We start from the raw sequence: 19,424 nt of genomic DNA, 5'->3' as shown, positions 1-19,424 counted from the left end.
AGTCGCATTTTCCGTACTGCATTTGCGCCGGCGTCACCTTGGTGCCGGGCCTATCCGCGTTGTTCATTTGCGGCCGGCGTCGAAAACCGCTCTTTTCATTCGATTTCTTCGCGGTTAGAGCAAAAGCCAAGAACAATTCGACGGGGGCGCAGCATGACACTCTATCGGGCCGACCCGAAGCATGGCGTCGCCTGGGTCACGGGAGGCAGCAGCGGCATCGGCCGTTCGCTGGCCAGGGACCTTGCGTCCCAGGGCTATGCGGTGGCCGTAACGGCACCCGATGGCGATCCCATCGACACGCTGATTGTCGAGACCGCGCAGATGCCAGGCAAGGTCAAGGCTTTTCCCTGCGACGTGACCGACGAGCCGCGCATGGCAAGAACCGTCGCTGCAATCGAGAACGAGCTTGGCCCCATCGTGCTCGCCGTCTTAAACGCGGGCAACTACATTTCCACGCCTGGCGAGGCTCTCGTCGTCAGCGATTTTCGCCGGTCTTTCGAGGTCAACTATTTCGGCATCATCAACGGGCTTGTGCCGGTCGTCGAACGCATGCGCGTGCGGGCGCGCGGTCATATTGTGCTGGTCGGCTCGGTCACCGCTTATTTCGGCTGGCCGACGACCGCCGCTTATGGCGGCACCAAAGCGGCGATCAACATCCTGGCCGAATCGCTGAAATACGATTTCGACAAGATGAACGTGCGCGTCCAGGTCATGAATCCGGGCTTCATAGACACACCGCTGACCGAGAAGAACATGCTGCCCATGCCGGGGCTGATGCCGGTCAGCCGAGCGACGCGGCGCATGGTGCGGGGTATCAAATCCGGCGGCTTCGAGGTCACATTCCCGCGCCGGACGAGCTGGCCCCTGAAGCTGCTCAGCCTGTTGCCGAGACCGGTGTACCGAGGCGTGATCAGCCTCATGACGAGCTGGAAGGCACGGCCGCTGAATTACGACCGCAAGCCGCCGAGCGAATAGAAGCCAGCGGATCGGCGGCTTCATCGCCGGCCGGTCGTTGCCTGTTCCCCGCCACCGCCGTAGGTTTGTTGTTGTTGCGTTTGGAGTCTGCGATGGGGCGACGAATCGTGCTTGCTGTGCTGGGGTTAGTCGCCATCCTCGCACTGGCCTTCGTGCTCGGCCCGCGGGTTCCCGTCGACACCACGATCCGCTTCGATCCATCCGCAATCGGCGACGATCCGCAGGCCTACGTGGCCAGGACGGAAGCGGCGATATCCGGCATCCGTGACGGGCTGGAGAAAGAGATCATCTGGGCCAATCCGATGGTGCATGCCAGGACACGGCTGTCCATCGTCTATATCCACGGCTTTTCGGCGTCGAAGGGCGAGCTCCGCCCGCTGCCCGACGAGGTTGCCGACCAACTCGACGCCAATCTGTTCTTCACCCGCCTCACCGGCCACGGGCAGGATGGCGCGGCCATGACGCAAGGCAGCCTCAATGCCTGGATCAACGACTATGAGGAGGCGCTCGCGATCGGCCGGGCCATCGGCGACAAGGTGATCGTCATCTCTACCTCGACCGGCGGCTCGCTGGCGGCCTGGGCGGCAACACAGCCGGGCGCTTCGGACGGCGTGGCGGCGATCGCGTTCATCTCGCCGAATTTCGGCGTCAAGGCGTCGGGCGCCGGGATCCTGACCATGCGATGGGGCAAACAAATAGCCGAACTCGTCGCCGGCAAGGAGCGCAGCTTCATGCCGCGCAACGCACTGCACGAGAAATTCTGGACCACCAGCTATCCCCTTGCCGCGACGCTGCCAATGCAGGCGCTGACGGAACTTGCCTATGGCGCGCCGGTGGAGAAAGCGAAGGTCCCTGCCCTCTTCATCCTTTCGGATTCGGACAGCGTGGTGCGGCCTGACCGCACGCGTGAAATCGCCGGGCGTTGGGGCGCGCCGCACGAGATGGTTCCGGTCGACGATACCGGCGATCCCGACAACCACGTCATCGCCGGCGACGCCCTGTCGCCATCGACCACGACCTTCCTTGCACAAAGAATTGCCGTTTGGATCGAGGCGGTGGTGAAATAGCCAGATTTTCCAGACAGAAAGGGCGACCGCAGGATCGTCGCGGTCGCCCTTTCTTGTCGCTGGTTGGTCCAGCCGGGCACTGCCCGGCCAATGCGAAGCGGCCTGCCTACGCGGCCCGCGCCGCGGGCCGCTTGCCGCCGAAGCGGCGTTTATTGTTGCCCTTGAAGGGCTTGGCGCCTTCCGGTTTGCGGTCGCCAGCGAAGGCCGGCTTGTCACCGAAGCGCTTCTTGCCGGAGCCGTTGTTCTGGCCGCCTGGCCGCCTGCCGTCGCGACGGCCATTGCGGTCGTTTCGGTCATTGGCAGGCTCGTAGCGCTCGTTCTTCTCAGCCGGGTTGCGCTGCGGATCGGGGCTGCCGAGATGGTCGGCGACAACAGGCAGCTTGGCGCGGATGATGCGTTCGACCTGGCGCAGCTTGCTGTTCTCGGACGGATCGCAGAGCGTAATCGCAATGCCGTCCCGGCCGTTGCGGCCGGTGCGGCCGATGCGGTGGACATAGCTCTCCGCCTCATCAGGCAGGTCGAAATTCACGACATGACTGATGCCGGGCACGTCGATGCCGCGCGCGGCGATGTCGGTGGCCACCAGAATGCGCACCGAACCCTCGCGGAAATCGTTCAGTGCCTTCTGCCGCGCATTCTGCGACTTGTTGCCGTGGATGACAGCGGCCTTGAAGCCGTCTCGCTCGAGGTCCTTGGTTACCCGGTCGGCGCCGTGCTTGGTGCGCGAAAAGATGATGACGGACTTCATCGCCTCGTCGGCGAGCATCGTCGACAGCACTTGGCGCTTCTGCTTGGTGCGGGCAAGGACGACGCTCTGCACGATCTCGGCCGCCGCCGTGCTTTGCGGCGCGACTTCGACACGGATCGGGTTCTTCAGCAGGCCTTTCGCCAGTTCGGCGATTTCATTGGGCATAGTCGCGGAGAACAGCACCGTCTGACGGTCCGGCGCGGTCGCCTTGGCGATGCGCTTGACGTCATTGATGAAGCCCATGTCGAGCATGCGGTCGCCCTCGTCGAGCACCAGCCATTTGGTGTCGGCAAGCATGAGGTCGCCTTCGCGCACCAGATCGGTCAACCGGCCGGGCGTGGCGATCAGGATGTCGACACCGGGCGCAACCTTCTTCACCTGGCTGAAGCGCGAGACGCCGCCCAGCACGAGCGCGGTCGAGACATGCGCGCCCTTGGCGAGGATCTTGATGGTGTCCTCGATCTGCACGGCGAGCTCACGAGTCGGCGCCAGGATCAGCGCGCGTGCCGTCTTCGGCCGGCGCTTGGTGCCGAGCGCAATGATCTTCGACAGGATCGGCAGCGCGAAGGCCGCGGTTTTGCCGGAGCCAGTCTGGGCGATGCCGAAAATGTCACGGCCTTCCATCTGCGGCGGGATCGCCTGAGCCTGGATCGGCTTCGGATCGGTGAAGCCGGCGGCATGGGTGGCCTTGAGCAGCGCACCCGTTATTCCCAGTGCTGCGAAACCGGAGAGTTCTCCAGTGTCGTTGCCGGGCAAAGTGTTTTCGTTGGTCAAAATATTCTTCTTTCACGCGGCCTCTGGCCGCAAACATCAATGGCGGCAGGGCGCAACCTGCCGTCGAATCAATTGTCATGGAACGACAAGGCGGCGGACGTGTTCGTCCGCGCGGCTGCGCTGTCGTGCCCGCAGGCATCATGCCACGGGGCTTTTTCGCCACCTTGCTAACCAATCGGGGCCGATCAGCAGGAAAGAGGGAAAACAGACGCAACCAGTCTCATTCGAGGAGAAGGCCGGATCGGTCCGGCCCAAGCGCCTATGCCGTGCATATGGCTGAGTTCGCTCTGAAATGCAAGGGCATCATGTTGCAGCGCAACAAAACGCCTCGAAAAAGCGACGCTTGCGCTCACCTGCGGGCATCATTACCACAAAGCAGCCCGCGCAGGAGATCGAGAATGAAGGACGTGCTGAAGGAACTCGAGCGTCGTCGCGAGATCGCCCGCATGGGCGGCGGTCAGGCTCGCATCGACGCGCAGCACAAGAAGGGCAAGCTCACCGCCCGCGAACGCATCGAGGTGTTTCTCGACGAGGGTTCGTTCGAGGAGTTCGACATGTATGTCGAGCACCGTTCGACCGACTTCGGCATGGAAAAGACCAAGATCGCCGGCGATGGCGTTGTCACCGGCTGGGGCACCGTCAACGGCCGTCCCGTCTACCTTTTCGCCAAGGATTTTACCGTGTTCGGCGGCTCGCTGTCGGAAGCGCATGCCGAAAAGGTCATCAAGGTGCAGGAGATGGCGCTGCGCAACCGCGCGCCGATCATCGGCCTCTACGATGCCGGCGGTGCCCGCATCCAGGAAGGCGTGGCTGCACTCGGCGGCTACGCCGAGATCTTTCAGCGCAATGTGCTGGCGTCGGGCGTCATTCCGCAGATTTCCGTGATCATGGGGCCTTGCGCTGGCGGCGACGTCTATTCGCCGGCCATGACCGACTTCATCTTCATGGTGCGCGACACCTCCTACATGTTCGTCACTGGACCGGACGTGGTGAAGACCGTCACCAACGAGGCGGTGACCGCCGAGAGCCTCGGCGGCGCTTCCGTTCACACGACGAAATCCTCGATCGCCGACGGCGCCTATGACAACGACGTCGAAGCACTGCTGCAGATGCGCCGGCTGGTCGATTTGCTGCCGGCCTCGAACACATCGGAGATTCCCGAGATCGAATGCTACCAGTCGGTCACCGATCACGATCTGTCGCTCGACCGGCTGATCCCCGACAACGCCAACAAGCCTTACGATATCAAGGAGCTGATCCTGAAAGTCGCCGACGAGGGTGATTTCTTCGAGATCCAGCAAAGTTTCGCCAAGAACATCGTCACCGGCTTCGGACGCATCGAAGGCCGCACGGTCGGCTTCGTCGCCAACCAGCCCATGGTGCTGGCCGGCGTGCTCGATTCCGACGCCAGCCGCAAGGCAGCGCGCTTCGTGCGCTTCTGCGATTGCTTTTCAATCCCGATCGTCACCTTCGTCGACGTTCCGGGCTTCCTGCCGGGAACGGCGCAGGAATATGGCGGGCTGATCAAGCACGGCGCCAAACTGCTCTTCGCCTATGCCGAGGCGACCGTGCCGAAGATCACCGTCATCACCAGGAAGGCCTATGGCGGCGCCTATGACGTGATGGCTTCGAAACACCTGCGTGGCGATATGAACTATGCCTGGCCGACGGCGCAGATCGCCGTGATGGGCGCCAGGGGCGCGGTCGAGATCATCTATCGCAAGGACATCGGAGACGCCGAAAAGATCGCTGCCCATACAAAGACTTACGAAGACCGCTTCCTGTCACCCTTTGTCGCCGCCGAGCGCGGCTATGTCGATGAGGTGATCATGCCGCATTCGACGCGCCGCCGCATTGCCCGCGCTCTGCGAATGCTGCGCAACAAGGACATGCAGAACCCCTGGAAGAAGCACGACAACATTCCGCTGTGAGCTGAATGTCGAGCCGGTCAGCGCGCGCCGCGAGCCGCCACCAGTTCGTGCAACGCCGGCACCAGCGCCTGCGGCAAGTCCTCGGCGATCAGCCCCGGCCCGAACCGGCTGCCGGCCTCGGCATGGATCCACACCGCCGCGCACGCCGCCTCGAAGGCCGGCATGCCTTGCGCCAAGAAGCCGGCCACGAGCCCCGATAACACATCGCCCGAGCCGGCGGTTGCCAACCACGGCGCACCATTGGAGTTTATCGCAGCCCTGCCATCGGGAGCAGCGATTACGGTGTCGGCGCCCTTATAGACGATCACGGCATTGGCACGGGTGGCGGCCATACGAGCCCTGCCCAACTTGGACGAAACGGCGCCATCCGCGATGTCAGCAAACAGCCTGGCGAACTCGCCTTCATGCGGCGTCATCACCAGCGACGGCGCGCTCGGCTGGCGCGAGGCTTCGAACAGGACATCCGGCTTCTCGCGAAACGAGGTGATCGCGTCGGCGTCGAACACCAGACCATCGACCGAGGCGGAAACGTTCCGCTGCTGGCCAGCGGCAAGCAGCGTGAGAGCAAAATTCCGCGTTCTTTCACCGACACCGAAGCCAGGGCCCAGCACAAAAGCGGAGGGCCGGCGTTCGCCGATGAAGGCGTCGATGTCGGCGCTGTCATTTGCTTTGCGCAGCATGATCGAGGTCAGATACGCGGCATTCACCTGCATGGCGTTCGCCGGGGATAGGACCGTCACCGCTCCTGCCCCGATACGGGCCGCGGCAAGCGCCGCAAGCCGCGCCGCGCCGGTGGCATTCGGGCCACCGGAAAAGACGCCGACATGGCCGCGCTTGTACTTGTGCGTATCGACACCCGGAATCGGAAAAACGTCGAGCCAAAGCGCCGGCGTGTTCTCGAACGCCTGAGGTCGAATCCGCGCAATGACACCGTCGGTGATGCCGATATCGGCCAGCACGACCTCCCCGCACAGCTTGCGCCCGGGGAGCAGAAGATGGCCAGGCTTTTTGCGTGCGAAGGTGACGGTGACCCCAGCGCGAAAAGCCTGGCCGAGCACTTGGCCGCTGCCTCCGGAAACGCCTGATGGCAGATCGACCGCGACGACCGGCAAGGCCAGGCTTGCCACAATGCCAACCGTTCTCGCCGCTTCACCGGACAGCGGTTTGGACAGCCCTGCTCCGTAAAGAGCGTCGACGACGACAGCGCCGGCTTCGGCCGCGAAATTCGCCAGCGGCCGAGGTTTGACCGGGCATTCGCCGGCGGCAAGCGCGGCATCGCTGCCCGGCTTCGGCGTGCCCGTCGCCCAGACCACCGTGTCGACGCCAGCGGTTGCCAGGCAGCGGGCCACGACATAGCCATCGCCGCCATTGTTGCCGGGACCGCAAAGCACATGGACCCGCTTCGCCGCCGGATGGCGGCTGAAAATTTCAGCCGCGACGGCTTCGCCTGCACGGCGCATCAGGCCGATGCCGTCGATTGCGCTGGCGGCAATCGTCAACCGATCCGCCTCGCTCATCTCCTCGGGAGAAAGAAGTTCGTTGCTCATGGATTGCCGATCCGCATTCGATAAAGCATTGTCCAGTTTTCGGCTCGACGCAAACGCAGAGGAGTTGGCGCGGTCCCAGCCAAGCTGAGCAATGCCCACCAAATAAGCAATACGCCTAAATATCGGGCAGACATAAACACCGACGCCGCGTAGGCTGCAGCCATCCGTCGCGCGCTGGATGCAGCGAACGATGCGAATTTGCATCTTCGTGCGGCATGGTTCTGGAATCGAATGACACCGCTTGAAATCCCGCCAATTGGCACAGTTCGTGCTTGATGGAGGCGCAAGCGGGGGCTCACAACCCGTTTTTTTGGCAGTGGAGGCCACTTTTTACATGAAAAAGATTGAAGCGATCATCAAGCCATTCAAGCTGGACGAAGTGAAGGAAGCGCTTCAGGAGGCCGGACTGCAAGGCATCACCGTGACGGAGGCCAAGGGTTTTGGACGCCAGAAGGGCCACACCGAGCTTTATCGCGGCGCCGAATATGTCGTCGACTTCCTGCCCAAGGTGAAGATCGAAGTCGTGCTCGGCGACGATGCGGTCGAAGGCGCCATCGAAGCCATCCGCAAGGCGGCCCAGACCGGGCGCATCGGCGACGGCAAGATCTTCGTCTCCAACATCGAGGAAGTCGTGCGCATCCGCACCGGCGAAACCGGCATGGATGCCGTCTGACACCTCGCCCATCTTCCGAAACGTCATTATTAAAAAACGTCACACAGGGATACATGACATGACGACAGCCAAAGACATCATGAAGCAGATCAAGGACAACGATGTGAAGTTCGTTGACCTGCGCTTCACCGACCCGAAGGGCAAGCTGCAGCACGTGACGATGGATGTCATCGAGGTCGAGGAAGACATGTTCGCCGATGGCGTGATGTTCGATGGTTCTTCGATCGCCGGCTGGAAGGCGATCAACGAGTCCGACATGGTGCTGATGCCCGATCCTGAAACGGTCCATATGGATCCGTTTTTCGCTCAGTCGACCATGGTCATCCTGTGCGACATCCTCGATCCGGTTTCGGGCGAATCCTATAACCGCGACCCGCGCGGCACTGCCAAGAAGGCCGAGGCCTACATGAAGTCGGAAGGCATCGGCGACACCATCTATGTCGGCCCGGAAGCCGAGTTCTTCGTCTTCGATGACGTCAAGTACAAAGCCGATCCCTACAACACCGGCTTCAGGCTCGATTCCACCGAACTGCCGTCCAATGACGACACCGACTACGAAACCGGCAATCTCGGCCACCGTCCGCGCGTCAAGGGCGGTTATTTCCCGGTGCCGCCGATCGATTCGGCGCAAGACATGCGCTCCGAGATGCTGACCGTGCTCGCCGAGATGGGCGTGCGGGTCGAGAAGCATCACCACGAAGTGGCCGCGGCCCAGCACGAACTCGGCATCAAGTTCGACACGCTGGTCCGCAACGCCGACAAGATGCTGATCTACAAATATGTCGTGCATCAGGTCGCCAATGCCTACGGCAAGACCGCCACCTTCATGCCGAAGCCGATCTTCGGCGACAACGGCTCGGGTATGCATGTCCACCAGTCGATCTGGAAAGGCGGCAAGCCGACCTTCGCCGGCAACGAGTATGCCGGTCTCTCGGAAAGCTGCCTGTTCTATATCGGCGGCATCATCAAGCACGCCAAGGCTATCAACGCCTTCACCAACCCCCTGACCAACTCCTACAAGCGTCTGGTGCCGGGCTACGAGGCGCCGGTGCTGCTCGCCTATTCGGCGCGCAACCGCTCGGCGTCCTGCCGTATCCCGTTCGGCTCGTCGCCAAAGTCGAAGCGCGTCGAGGTCCGCTTCCCCGATCCGGGTGCGAACCCCTATCTCGCCTTTGCCGCCATGCTGATGGCCGGCCTCGACGGGATCAAGAACAAGATTCATCCCGGCCAGCCGATGGACAAGGATCTCTACGATTTGCCGCCGAAGGAGCTGAAGAAGATCCCGACCGTCTGCGGCTCGCTGCGTGAAGCGCTCCAGAGCCTCGACAAGGACCGCGGCTTCCTGAAGGCCGGCGGCGTCTTCGACGACGACCAGATCGACAGCTACATCGAGTTGAAGATGGCCGAGGTGATGCGCTTCGAAATGACACCGCATCCCGTCGAATACGACATGTACTATTCGGTCTGATTTTTGATCTCCCTGGACCCGGCATAACCCGGATCCAGCGGCTTCAATTCAGCCTGCAAATGCGAGGCCGGAAGATGAACCTCTTCCGGCCTCTTTGTTTGCTCATATCGAGGCTTCCATTCAGCCAAATCCGCGGACACTGACGCGTTCGATCGGATGCTGCCCCGATCCAGCGACTGGAAAGGCGCACCGGCTGCTGAGGTTCCGTCGGCTGGTCACGTCACACGTGCCGATTGCGCTGAGGCACAGGCCGGCTTGAGCCAGCCAAGCTGGGCTGCCAGGCGATCCGGCATGCGCTTTTTGCGAGTAAAGGGATAAGCCAGGAGCGAGCGGCACACTGCCTCAGGCTGCAATGCCCGCTCGTCCGGCGCCCCCGCCAATGCTGTCGTTCAAGAAACCCCGCCCCTTCGAACAGCACCGCTTGGCGTATCCCCCAATGCCTGCGAATACGCATGTTGCGCCGCAGCCTGTCAATGTCGCCTGCCGGGCGTCGAGACGGTCGATTTTGGTGTATGAACAGGGGCTTATGAAAGGATCGGTCGACAGGCATTCTTGCCGGAATGGCCGGATTTCCGGGCTTTTTCGAGGATTTCGAAGCCTGCGGCCCGGCGCCAAGGTATGCTTTCGTCAGCCCAAAGCCGCCTTGTCGGGATGGGTTTGAGCCGCCCTTTTTAACCTGACTTTTTTTGGGGGAATTTGCTTTGCCAGGCCAGGAGCCAGGAAGACGAGGAGCGGCGAACGGAAACAGCGGCATGCGATAGTGCCCGCCATCGTCACACGAAAAAGCCCCGGCAACTCCCGCCGGGGCTCGCGTCATGGTTGTCGGGGATCTTGAGGCCCGACGTGAAATATCAAGCAGCGGCCGAAACCGATGCGCCGGTCGAAACCTGCGAGATCGTCTTCAGGACCTGGGAAGCGATCTGGTAGGGGTCGCCCTGCGAGTTCGGGCGGCGGTCTTCCAGATAACCCTTGTAGTCATTCTTGACGAACGAATGCGGCACGCGGATCGAGGCGCCGCGGTCGGCGATACCATAGCTGAACTTGTTCCAGGGGGCCGTCTCGTGCTTGCCGGTCAGACGCTTGTCGTTGTCCGGGCCGTACACGGCGATATGGTCCATCAGGTTCTTTTCGAACTGCGCCATCAGGGCCTCGAAATAACCCTTGCCGCCGACTTCGCGCATATATTTGGTCGAGAAGTTGCAATGCATGCCCGAGCCGTTCCAATCGGTGTCGCCGAGCGGCTTGCAGTGGAACTCGATATCTATGCCGTACTTTTCGGTGAGGCGCTGGAGCAGGTAGCGGGCCATCCACATCTGATCGGCGGCCTTCTTGGAGCCCTTGCCGAAAATCTGGAATTCCCACTGGCCTTTGGCCACTTCGGCGTTGATGCCTTCATGGTTGATACCCGCGGCAAGGCAGAGGTCGAGATGCTCTTCGACGATCTGGCGCGCGATGCTGCCGACGTTCGAATAGCCGACGCCGGTGTAGTACGGGCCCTGCGGGGCGGGATAACCGCTCTCGGGGAAACCGAGCGGACGGCCATCCTTGTAGAAGAAGTACTCCTGCTCGAAACCGAACCAGGCATCCTCGTCGTCGAGAATGGTCGCGCGGCTGTTGGACACGTGCGGCGTGACGCCATCGGGCATCATGACTTCGCACATGACGAGAACGCCGTTGGTGCGGGCCGGATCGGGATAAAGCGCGACCGGCTTCAACACGCAATCGGAGCTTCGGCCCTCGGCCTGCATGGTGGACGAGCCGTCGAAGCCCCACAGCGGCAGCTGATCGAGCTTCGGGAACTCGGCATAATCCTTGATCTGGGTCTTGCCGCGAAGATTGGGGGCCGGGGTGTATCCGTCGAGCCAGATATACTCGAGCTTGTATTTGGTCATTCTAGAGCCTCTCGTTGTGCTTGACCACCGCACGCGGTGTCGACGCATGGCCGGAGCAAGCCGACCTGCCGACTGGTAAAAAGCAATTCATATGCCACTCTGGCGTCGACCGGTGCGACAAAATGGTCGTAAGATTCCCGTGAATTCACTGCACCGCCCCAGCAATGCGCCGGGATCGATCAGACGCAGAGATTGCGCAAATAATAGGCAATAACTGATCTTTTCATAAGCATATTGCCTAAATGAATCGCAGAACCTATTTTGAGGAAAAGCTGAATCAACTGACCCTCGGAGAAGAAAGGAGACCGCCAATGGAAGTCACCCTCGCCCGTCCGTCGGCAAAGATCCTGATGTTCCCGCTTGCAGGCCGCGTATCTGCCTCAAATTTAGGCGCGAAGGCCAAGTTCGCGGCAGAGCTTGCCTCGCTGCGTAACACGCATGCCGATTTCGATGGCTGGTATCACGAGGCCGCTGTCGAGGAAGAAAACCAGCAGCCGAAGAGCTGAACGCATCTTCAGCCTCGATATGAAAACCCGGCGCGATCGCTCGCGCCGGGTTTTCTCATGCATGTGGATCCGACCCATTACTGCTTGGTCTCCAGGTTCGTGCCCAGCGTGTCCTTGACGAAGATCATGCCGATGACGAGCGACATCGCCGCGATTATCACGGGATACCAGAGGCCATAATAGATGTCGCCCCTGTAGGCACTGAGCGCGAACACCGTCGCCGGCAGCAACCCGCCGAACCAGCCATTGCCGATATGGTAGGGCAGCGACATGCCGGTGTAGCGGATGCGGGTCGGGAACATCTCGACCAGGATGGCCGCGATCGGACCGTAGACCATGGTCACGAACAGGACGAGGACGAACAGGATGGCGATCGTCATAGGCCAGTTCACGGCCGCAGGGTCGGCGAACATGGCGAAGGCACCGCCGCCGGGTATGTTGTAGACGGTGACCTCAGGCGCACCGGCAGCCTCGTCGGCGGTCAAAAGCTTGTCCTTGATAGCCTGATCGGTAGGAACCGTCGCCTTCTCGCCGGCGCGGATGGCGGCGGCGTCGAGCTTCAGTTCGGGATTGGCAGCGACAAACGCGTCGAGCTTCTGGTCCGGTATCTTGATCGCAGCACGCTTCAGCGGATATCCGCCGTCCTGCAGCGACATGTTGACGGCCTTGACGAAGGCGGCCTCCTTGGCCTTGGCCTGGTCGCCCGCGGCGACAGCATCGTAGGATGCCACCGTTTCATTGCCGATCTTGACCGAAGCAGCCGTACCGGGTGCCGCTGTGGAAACGACGTCATAGGGCACCGAGTTCTTGGTCAGGAACGAGGTCGCGATGTCGCAAGACGTCGTGAACTTGGCGGTGCCCACCGGATTGAACTGGAACCTGCAGTCGCCGGGTGCCGCGGTCACCGTCGCGCGGGTGCTCTGCTGTGCCTCGGCAAGAGCCGGATTGGCGGCCCAGGTCAATGCCTTGAACAGCGGGAAGGTGCAGACGATCGCCAGTGCGAGCCCGGCCATGATGATCGGTTTGCGGCCGATCTTGTCGGAGAGCCAGCCGAACACGACGAAGAAGATGGAGCCCAGCGCAAGCGCGATGGCGATCATGATGTTGACCGACTGTGCGTCCAGCTTCAACACGTTCTGGAGGAAGAACAGGGCGTAGAACTGGCCGTTATACCAGACCACGGCCTGGCCAGCCGTAAGGCCGAGCAGTGCCAGCAGCGCGATCTTGGCGTTCTTCCACTGGCCGAAGGCTTCCGAGAGCGGTGCCTTGGAACCCTTGCCCTCTTCCTTCATGCGCTGGAAGGTGGGGGATTCGGAAAGCGACAGCCGGATCCAGATGGAAATGCCGAGCAACAGGAACGACACGATGAAAGGAACGCGCCAGCCCCAGGCGGCATAGGTTTCCTTGCTCATGGAGCCCTGGACGATCAGGATGACGATCAGCGACAGGAACAGGCCGAGTGTGGCGGTCGTCTGGATCCACGACGTATAGTAGCCGCGCCGGTCGTCCGGCGCATGCTCGGCGACATAGGTGGCCGCGCCGCCATATTCGCCGCCCAGTGCCAAGCCCTGGAGCATGCGCAGGATGATCAGGATCACCGGAGCCGCGATGCCGAGGCTCGCATAACCAGGCAGCAAGCCCACCAGGAAGGTCGACAGGCCCATGATCGTCATGGTGACGAGGAAGGTATATTTGCGGCCGACAAGGTCGCCGATGCGGCCGAACAGCAAAGCGCCGAACGGACGGACGAGGAAGCCGGCGGCGAAAGCCAGCAGCGCGAAAATATTGCGCGTCGCTTCCGGAATGGTCGGGCTGAAAAAGGTCGAACCAATAAAGGCCGCCAGCGACCCGTAGAGATAAAAATCGTACCATTCGAAAACAGTGCCGAGCGAAGAAGCGAAGATGACTTTCTTCTCCTCTCGCGTCATGCCGCGGCTCTTTCCGCTGGCGGTCGATGCGATAGCCATTGAGATGCTCCTCCCGTGAGACCCTTGTGCTCGATGCAGCGCCCTTGCGTTCGCATTCTCTTCCGAACGCAGACTCGCGGCAGCAATCACGGGAAAAATGACAGAAAGCGCCTGCCAACGGCAGATGACTTTGGGATTATGACTTTGGTATTAGGTGCGGTGCGGTGGCCGGTCAGCCTTCGAGCGCCTCGATCAGACCGACGGCAGCCATCATGTCGCGCTTGCGGGCGGACCGGCGCGCGACAGCTTCCGCATCCTGTCCCCAATGCTCGATCTGCCAATCCTCGTCGACATGGCCGGCAGTCCAGGCCGCCTCACCGCCGAGTTCGCCGAACTCCACGGCCAACGCCAGCAGCGCCGAACCGGTCAGCGAGGTCATGACGTGGATCGCTGCCAGGCGCAGCGGCTCGGCGCGCTGGGCAAGATGCGCACCCAGCACAGCAATGGTTTCGCGCGGTTGCTCGACGTGGATGATGCCCTCGGCAAGGTTGAAGCGAGCGCCGAGTGCTGCCTGCGCCCAATCGAGGACAGGATCCCACAGCTCGTTCTGCCGCTCGACCAAGCCTTGTGGTGCGTCGGCGCGATAACAGAGCAGATCCGATGAGGCAAAGCGCAGTATGTCCTCCAGCACCGCCTGCGGATCGCTGGCGACGCCGTCGAGCGCGGTGTTGACGAGACGCATCACCGGCATCGACACCGGATCGATGGTCTCGCCCTGGGCGGCGAATTCATCGGCAACCAGCGATGCCGCCTTCTCGGTCGGCAGCGTCAGCAGCGTCTTGCCCGGCGTGCGCACCGGCTTTCCGTCGAGATGGACGGCAAAGCCACCATCGGCGGGCGCGACCGAAACGGTCTTGTAAAAACGTTTCGGCAGCGGCTTCTTCATCTGGATTTGGGCGCGGCGCACCGGATCGGGGTCGGAGAGCAGTTTCCCCGCCTCGAGATCGCTGAGGATATCGCGCATGTCAGCCTCCTTCGGCCGTCTGCTGGCGCGGCGGCCTGTTGACGATGACCAGACCGGCGGCAATGAGACCAAGTGCCAGAAAAATGCGTATGGTCAGCGGCTCGTTCAAGAACAGGGCGCCGCACAGCACGCCGAAGACCGGCGACAGGAACGTGAAACTCGACAGGCTGGAGGCGGGATAGCGCCGCAGCAGCCAGAACCACAACACATAGGTGAAGGCGACGATATAGAGCGCCTGGAAAAGCAGGGCCAAAGTTGGCAACAGCGTGGGATCGCGCACGGAGGGGCCGGCCAGAGGCAACACCAGGACGCCGACGATCGCAGCGCCGGAGAGTTGATAGAGCAGCAGCTTTTCGGCGCTCGTCTCGACCAGCTTCGAGCGCTTGATGAGAATATTGGTCAAGGCCCAGACGAATCCGGAGCCAAGGCTCAGCAGATCGCCGAACAGCATGTCCCCGCTGCCGCCGAGCTTGTCGGAAAAGACCGCGGCGAGGCCGGCAAAGGCAAGCAGAAGGCCAAGGGATTTGCGCAGGCTGATCGGCTCGCCGAGCAGGAAATGCCCTCCCAGCAGCATCCAGAACGGCATGGTGTTGACCAGCAGCGTGTTGCGGGCGACCGTGGTGTGCTCCAGCCCGACATAAAGGCAGAGGAACTCGATGCCGAAGAGCACGCCGACTGCAATGCCCGCGAGCAATGTCCCGTCCCTCTTGAAAAGCGAAATGCCGCGCCAGCGGCACCAGAGGAAGACGCAGAGCCCGCCGATAACCGAGCGCGCGATCGACAGGAAAACCGGATCATAGCCGGCATAGGAGATCTTGGCGGCGACATAATTCAGGCCCCAGGAGAACGTCAGGCCGACCATTATGGCGGCGGCCGCCATGTCGACCGCATCGCGACGGTCGAGCGCATCGGCAGCGCCGCTCATGGTCAATCCTCCGCACTGGCGTCGTCGAAGCCGATCAGGTTCCAGCTCTGGCGCATATGCGGCGGCATAGGCGCGGTGACGTCGATGAAACCTTGGTCCGGATGCGGGATGACGATGCGGCGCGCGTGCAGATGCAGGCGATTCTGCATCCCGCCCGGAAAATCCCAGTTGGTGTCGGCCTCGAAATATTTGGGATCGCCGATGATGGGACAACCGATATGGGCGGCATGAACGCGCAACTGATGGGTGCGGCCGGTATAGGGCTCCATCTCCAGCCAGGTCAGCGCCTGCGCCGCCTGCTCGATGATGCGATAGTAGGATACGGCATGGTCGGCGCCCTTTTCGCCGTGCTTGGCAATGCGCACCCGATCGCCATCCGGCGTGGCTTCCTTGATCAGCCAGGTCGATATCTTATCCTCGCGCTTGGGCGGCACGCCCTTGACCAGGGCCCAGTAGGTCTTCTTGGTCTCGCGGGCGCGAAACGCCTCGGAGAGCTTCATCGCCGCCAGCCTGGTGCGGGCGACGACCAGCACGCCAGACGTGTCGCGATCGAGCCGGTGCACCAGCCGCGGCTTCTCGCCCTTCTGGTTGCGCCAGGCTTCCAACATGTCGTCGACGTTACGGGTGACGCCCGAGCCGCCCTGCACCGCAAGGCCAGCCGGCTTGTTGAAGACGAAGACCTTCGGATCCTCATGGATCAGCATCTTTGCCAGGACTTCGGCATCGCCCTGGTTGCGGATCGAATGGCCGGTCAGCGGGCTGTCGCCCTTCTTGTCCACTTCCAGCGGTGGAATGCGCACCGTCTGGCCAGGCTCGACACGGGTGTCGGCCTTGACGCGGCCGCCGTCGACGCGGATCTGCCCGGACCGAAGCAGCTTCTGCAGATGACCAAAGCCAAGGCCCGGGAAATGGGTCTTGAACCAGCGGTCGAGCCGCATGCCCGCCTCGCCGGCCTCCACCGTGATCTGTTCAACGCCTGCCATATTGTTTTCGCTTACCCGTTTCCTGGCAGGCCCAGGCCTGCTCTCGGCGCGGCAATAGCATTAAGGCAGGCTTCTTGCGAGCCAAAGACCCAAAAACAGGGCAATGATGGCGCCAATCACGCTGGCCAGCGCATATCCAAACGCCGGCAAGGTGGCTCCCCGCTCCCACAAGGTCGCGAAGTCGAGCGAAAAGGCGGAAAACGTCGTGAAGCCGCCTAAGATGCCGGTGGCAACAAACAGCCTGACTTCGTTAGACCCGCCGCGGCGCGCCAGGGCGGCGATGAACAGGCCCATCGCGAACGAACCGACGATGTTGATCGCCATCGTGCCCCAGGGATAGTTGGGGCCGACAAGGCGCAGCGAGCCCATATTGGTCAGATGGCGAACGCCGGCGCCAATGCCGCCGCCGGCGGCCACGAGAAGCAGATTGAACATCGCCGTATACTGTCCCCGACTATTCATACCTATCCGGCGCGCCGGCTACGTTCGAAAACTTGCCAGCTCAGGTGGTTTCGGCCTTCTTCGGCTTGGTCGAGCCGATCATCTTCCAGTTCTTGTAGAACATCGAATTGATCCTCTCGACGCTCACCGAGACGATGGCGAGAAGGCCGGCGATGAGCCTGGGGACCGGGGACGGCCTGATAATGTCCATGAATACGCAGTAGCGACGACCGTCATACTCGTTGACCGAGCGATGCAGCAGCGTGTCGTCGAAAATGAACAGCGGATTGTCGTACCAGTAGTTCTTGACGTTGCCGCACTCGACGAAGATCTCTGACTTCATCGGAATGAGGTTGTAGAGGATGCGGAGGCTGAGCCGCAACGGTCCGAAGTGCCAGGAGGTCGATTCGCGCTTGCTGAAGACCGAGACGGCAATCGTCTTGATGTATTTGAAATCCTTGTTGAACTCGGCGACGTTGTCTATCCTGTGCTTGCCATACCATTGGTAGACATACATGCCGCGCCGGCCGGCGCCGAAATTGGCGTCGATGTCGGCGATGATTTCGGCCTTGCGCGCCTTGAAGACATCCAAGACCTCGTTGACTTCGCGCTGATAATCCTGAGGGAACTGCTCCAGCTTCCACACGCCCGGATTTCTGTAGCACAGGAGGTCGACCAGCAGGTTGAATGGCGAAAGCAGCCAGGTGAAGAGGCCATTGCCCAGGAAATAGCCGCTGAACAGGGACAGATTCTTGCGGTCGTTGCGCAGCACGTCGATCAGGCCGCAAACGACGAAAATCGTCGTTAGGATCGGAATGAAATAGAAGCCAAGGGCAAGGAGCGGGATGGCAATGGCGAATTTGCGAAGGGTCTTGCGAAGGGTTTTTGTCATTTTTCCACGCGCCGAGCGCGATCCTGTTGCGAATGAATAGTGCCAAAATCACGACAACGACCACCGCCCGGCCGTGCGCCTTGATAAGGTCTTTTGGGTTGCCGCACAACGGCCACGGCATCGTGGCCGGCTGACTGCCTTGCCGAGACCTCGAACTGTCGCGGGGTCAGGATGTCGACCGTTACCTGCTCTTCCTCCGGCCGGCTCGGAAGCTGCGGCATTGGCATCGATATAATCGTGGCCGCGAGCAGCGCGTGCAGAAGAACCGACGTGGAAATACCCCAGGTGAAACCTCGTTTCGGACCGCAACCGCCACCGGCCGTCGCAAGCCTGCTATTCCCGCTCTTTGCGCAGCTTCGCCCAGTAGTCGAGCCGTTTCCTGATATCGCGCTCGAAACCGCGTTCGGGTGGGTCGTAGAAGGTCTGGCGACCCATCTTTTCCGGAAAATAGTCCTGGCCGGAAAACGCGTCCGGTTCGTCATGATCATAGCGGTAGCCAGCCCCGTAATCTTCGTCCTTCATCAACTTTGTCGGCGCGTTGAGGATGTGCTTGGGCGGCAGCAGCGAACCGTGCTCCTTGGCAGCGCGCGTGGCGGCTTTGAAGGCGGTGTAGACCGCGTTGGATTTGGGCGCCGTGGCGAGATAGACGGTGGCCTCGGCGAAGGCGAGTTCGCCCTCGGGCGACCCCAGATAATCGTAGGCGTCCTTGGCCGCATTGGCGACGACCAGCGCCTGCGGATCGGCCAGCCCGATGTCCTCCATCGCCATGCGCACCAGCCGGCGGCCGAGATAGAGCGGATCCTCGCCGGCGTCGAACATGCGCGCGAGGTAGTAGAGCGCGGCATCGGGATCGGAGCCGCGCACGGATTTGTGCAGCGCCGAGATCAAATTGTAGTGACCGTCCTGGCCCTTGTCGTAGATCGGCGCCCGACGCTGAATGATGCGCTGCAAGCCTTCGGGGCCGAACACTTCGCCTGGTTTGGCGGCGCGCCACACTTCTTCCGCCAGCGTTAGCGAGGCCCGGCCATCGCCGTCGCTCATGCGGATGAGCATCGCTCGCGCCTCATCATCGAGCGGCAGCGCCCTGCCCTCCGTCTCTTCGGCCCTGGCCAGAAGCTTTGCGATGCTTTCCTCGCCAAGCGAATGGAAAACCAGCACGCGCGCACGCGACAGCAGAGCTGCATTGAGCTCGAAGGACGGATTTTCGGTGGTAGCGCCGACGAGCACGACGGTGCCGTCTTCCATGACTGGAAGGAAGCCGTCCTGCTGGGCGCGGTTGAAGCGGTGGATCTCGTCGACGAACAGCAGGGTCTGGCGGCCATTGGCGCGGCGCAGCTTGGCCGCCTCGAACACTTTCTTCAGCTCGGCTACGCCGGAGAAAACCGCCGAAATCTGCTCGAAGGCGAGGCTGGTTTCACCGGCAAGCAGGCGCGCCACCGTGGTCTTGCCGGTGCCGGGCGGCCCCCAGAAAATCATGGAGCCGAGCGAACCGGAATTAATCAGCCGGGTCAGTGCGCCATCGGGGCCGGTCAGATGCTCCTGGCCGACGACCTCGCCAAGGTTTTTCGGGCGCAGCCTGTCTGCCAGCGGCCGGCCTGGCGGCGCCTTTTCCGGTTCATCGACACTGAACAGATCGGCCATGCACTTCTTTTTGGGTTTGGAGCGCGATCT

At 61.9% G+C, this 19,424-nt stretch carries 16 protein-coding genes; 6 read left to right on the top strand and 10 right to left on the bottom strand.

Annotation, left to right across the window (positions count from 1 at the left end; translation table 11 throughout):
• Window positions 1-153 precede the first annotated feature (153 nt).
• Both FJ426_RS29335 and FJ426_RS29330 read left to right on the top strand, forming a co-directional pair.
• Window positions 154-975: an SDR family oxidoreductase gene (locus FJ426_RS29335; protein ID WP_140501312.1), complete on the top strand. Its 822-nt coding sequence runs from the start codon at window positions 154-156 to the stop codon at window positions 973-975.
• Between the two features lie 92 nt (window positions 976-1,067).
• Window positions 1,068-2,042 carry an alpha/beta fold hydrolase gene (locus FJ426_RS29330; protein WP_140561152.1) on the top strand — a complete coding sequence of 325 codons (975 nt, stop codon included), beginning with the start codon at window positions 1,068-1,070 and terminating at the stop codon, window positions 2,040-2,042.
• A gap of 106 nt (window positions 2,043-2,148) precedes the next feature.
• Here the strand turns inward: FJ426_RS29330 and FJ426_RS29325 are convergent, their stop codons facing one another.
• Window positions 2,149-3,564 carry a DEAD/DEAH box helicase gene (locus tag FJ426_RS29325; RefSeq protein ID WP_140561150.1) on the bottom strand — a complete coding sequence of 472 codons (1,416 nt, stop codon included), beginning with the start codon at window positions 3,562-3,564 and terminating at the stop codon, window positions 2,149-2,151.
• Between the two features lie 398 nt (window positions 3,565-3,962).
• Between FJ426_RS29325 and FJ426_RS29320 the strand changes: the two genes are divergently transcribed.
• The gene (locus FJ426_RS29320; protein WP_140561148.1) at window positions 3,963-5,495 is read left to right on the top strand and encodes an acyl-CoA carboxylase subunit beta; all 1,533 of its coding nucleotides are present in this window, start codon (window positions 3,963-3,965) and stop codon (window positions 5,493-5,495) included.
• 17 nt (window positions 5,496-5,512) lie between these two features.
• On the opposite strand, the gene FJ426_RS29315 is transcribed toward FJ426_RS29320, so the two are convergent.
• Window positions 5,513-7,042 carry an NAD(P)H-hydrate dehydratase gene (locus FJ426_RS29315; protein ID WP_140561146.1) on the bottom strand — a complete coding sequence of 510 codons (1,530 nt, stop codon included), beginning with the start codon at window positions 7,040-7,042 and terminating at the stop codon, window positions 5,513-5,515.
• A gap of 334 nt (window positions 7,043-7,376) precedes the next feature.
• Between FJ426_RS29315 and FJ426_RS29310 the strand changes: the two genes are divergently transcribed.
• Complete coding sequence (locus FJ426_RS29310; RefSeq protein WP_006205430.1) at window positions 7,377-7,715, top strand: P-II family nitrogen regulator; 339 nt, start codon at window positions 7,377-7,379, stop codon at window positions 7,713-7,715.
• Window positions 7,716-7,773: 58 nt separating this feature from the next.
• Window positions 7,774-9,183, top strand: coding sequence for a type I glutamate--ammonia ligase (glnA, locus tag FJ426_RS29305; protein WP_140527990.1), 1,410 nt, complete (start codon window positions 7,774-7,776; stop codon window positions 9,181-9,183).
• A gap of 851 nt (window positions 9,184-10,034) precedes the next feature.
• Here glnA and FJ426_RS29300 read toward each other — a convergent pair.
• Window positions 10,035-11,075 carry a glutamine synthetase beta-grasp domain-containing protein gene (locus FJ426_RS29300; protein WP_140501300.1) on the bottom strand — a complete coding sequence of 347 codons (1,041 nt, stop codon included), beginning with the start codon at window positions 11,073-11,075 and terminating at the stop codon, window positions 10,035-10,037.
• A gap of 311 nt (window positions 11,076-11,386) precedes the next feature.
• Between FJ426_RS29300 and FJ426_RS29295 the strand changes: the two genes are divergently transcribed.
• Window positions 11,387-11,581 (top strand): DUF2735 domain-containing protein, encoded by a 195-nt coding sequence (locus tag FJ426_RS29295; protein ID WP_140501298.1) that lies wholly within the window; start codon window positions 11,387-11,389, stop codon window positions 11,579-11,581.
• Window positions 11,582-11,658: 77 nt separating this feature from the next.
• Here FJ426_RS29295 and FJ426_RS29290 read toward each other — a convergent pair whose 3' ends face one another.
• The 7 genes from FJ426_RS29290 to FJ426_RS29260 all read right to left on the bottom strand — a co-directional run bounded on the left by FJ426_RS29290 (window position 11,659) and on the right by FJ426_RS29260 (window position 19,394).
• Window positions 11,659-13,548 (bottom strand): MFS transporter, encoded by a 1,890-nt coding sequence (locus FJ426_RS29290; RefSeq protein WP_140525514.1) that lies wholly within the window; start codon window positions 13,546-13,548, stop codon window positions 11,659-11,661.
• A gap of 172 nt (window positions 13,549-13,720) precedes the next feature.
• On the bottom strand, window positions 13,721-14,512 hold the full coding sequence (locus tag FJ426_RS29285) for an ATP12 family chaperone protein (protein ID WP_140561145.1): 792 nt from the start codon (window positions 14,510-14,512) through the stop codon (window positions 13,721-13,723).
• Between the two features lies 1 nt (window position 14,513).
• On the bottom strand, window positions 14,514-15,437 hold the full coding sequence (locus FJ426_RS29280; protein WP_140561143.1) for a DMT family transporter: 924 nt from the start codon (window positions 15,435-15,437) through the stop codon (window positions 14,514-14,516).
• A 2-nt stretch (window positions 15,438-15,439) separates the two neighbouring features.
• Window positions 15,440-16,420 carry an RluA family pseudouridine synthase gene (locus FJ426_RS29275; protein ID WP_140515445.1) on the bottom strand — a complete coding sequence of 327 codons (981 nt, stop codon included), beginning with the start codon at window positions 16,418-16,420 and terminating at the stop codon, window positions 15,440-15,442.
• Window positions 16,421-16,480: 60 nt separating this feature from the next.
• The gene (gene crcB / locus FJ426_RS29270) at window positions 16,481-16,855 is read right to left on the bottom strand and encodes a fluoride efflux transporter CrcB (RefSeq protein WP_140561136.1); all 375 of its coding nucleotides are present in this window, start codon (window positions 16,853-16,855) and stop codon (window positions 16,481-16,483) included.
• Between the two features lie 67 nt (window positions 16,856-16,922).
• On the bottom strand, window positions 16,923-17,753 hold the full coding sequence (locus FJ426_RS29265) for an aspartyl/asparaginyl beta-hydroxylase domain-containing protein (RefSeq protein WP_140501286.1): 831 nt from the start codon (window positions 17,751-17,753) through the stop codon (window positions 16,923-16,925).
• 333 nt (window positions 17,754-18,086) lie between these two features.
• Window positions 18,087-19,394, bottom strand: coding sequence for a replication-associated recombination protein A (locus FJ426_RS29260; RefSeq protein ID WP_140525518.1), 1,308 nt, complete (start codon window positions 19,392-19,394; stop codon window positions 18,087-18,089).
• Between the last annotated feature and the right edge of the window lie 30 nt (window positions 19,395-19,424).

It is taken from the genome of Mesorhizobium sp. B2-6-4 (assembly GCF_006441495.1).
Classification (GTDB): Bacteria; Pseudomonadota; Alphaproteobacteria; order Rhizobiales; family Rhizobiaceae; genus Mesorhizobium.
This window is presented reverse-complemented; position numbering and strand designations above follow the sequence as displayed.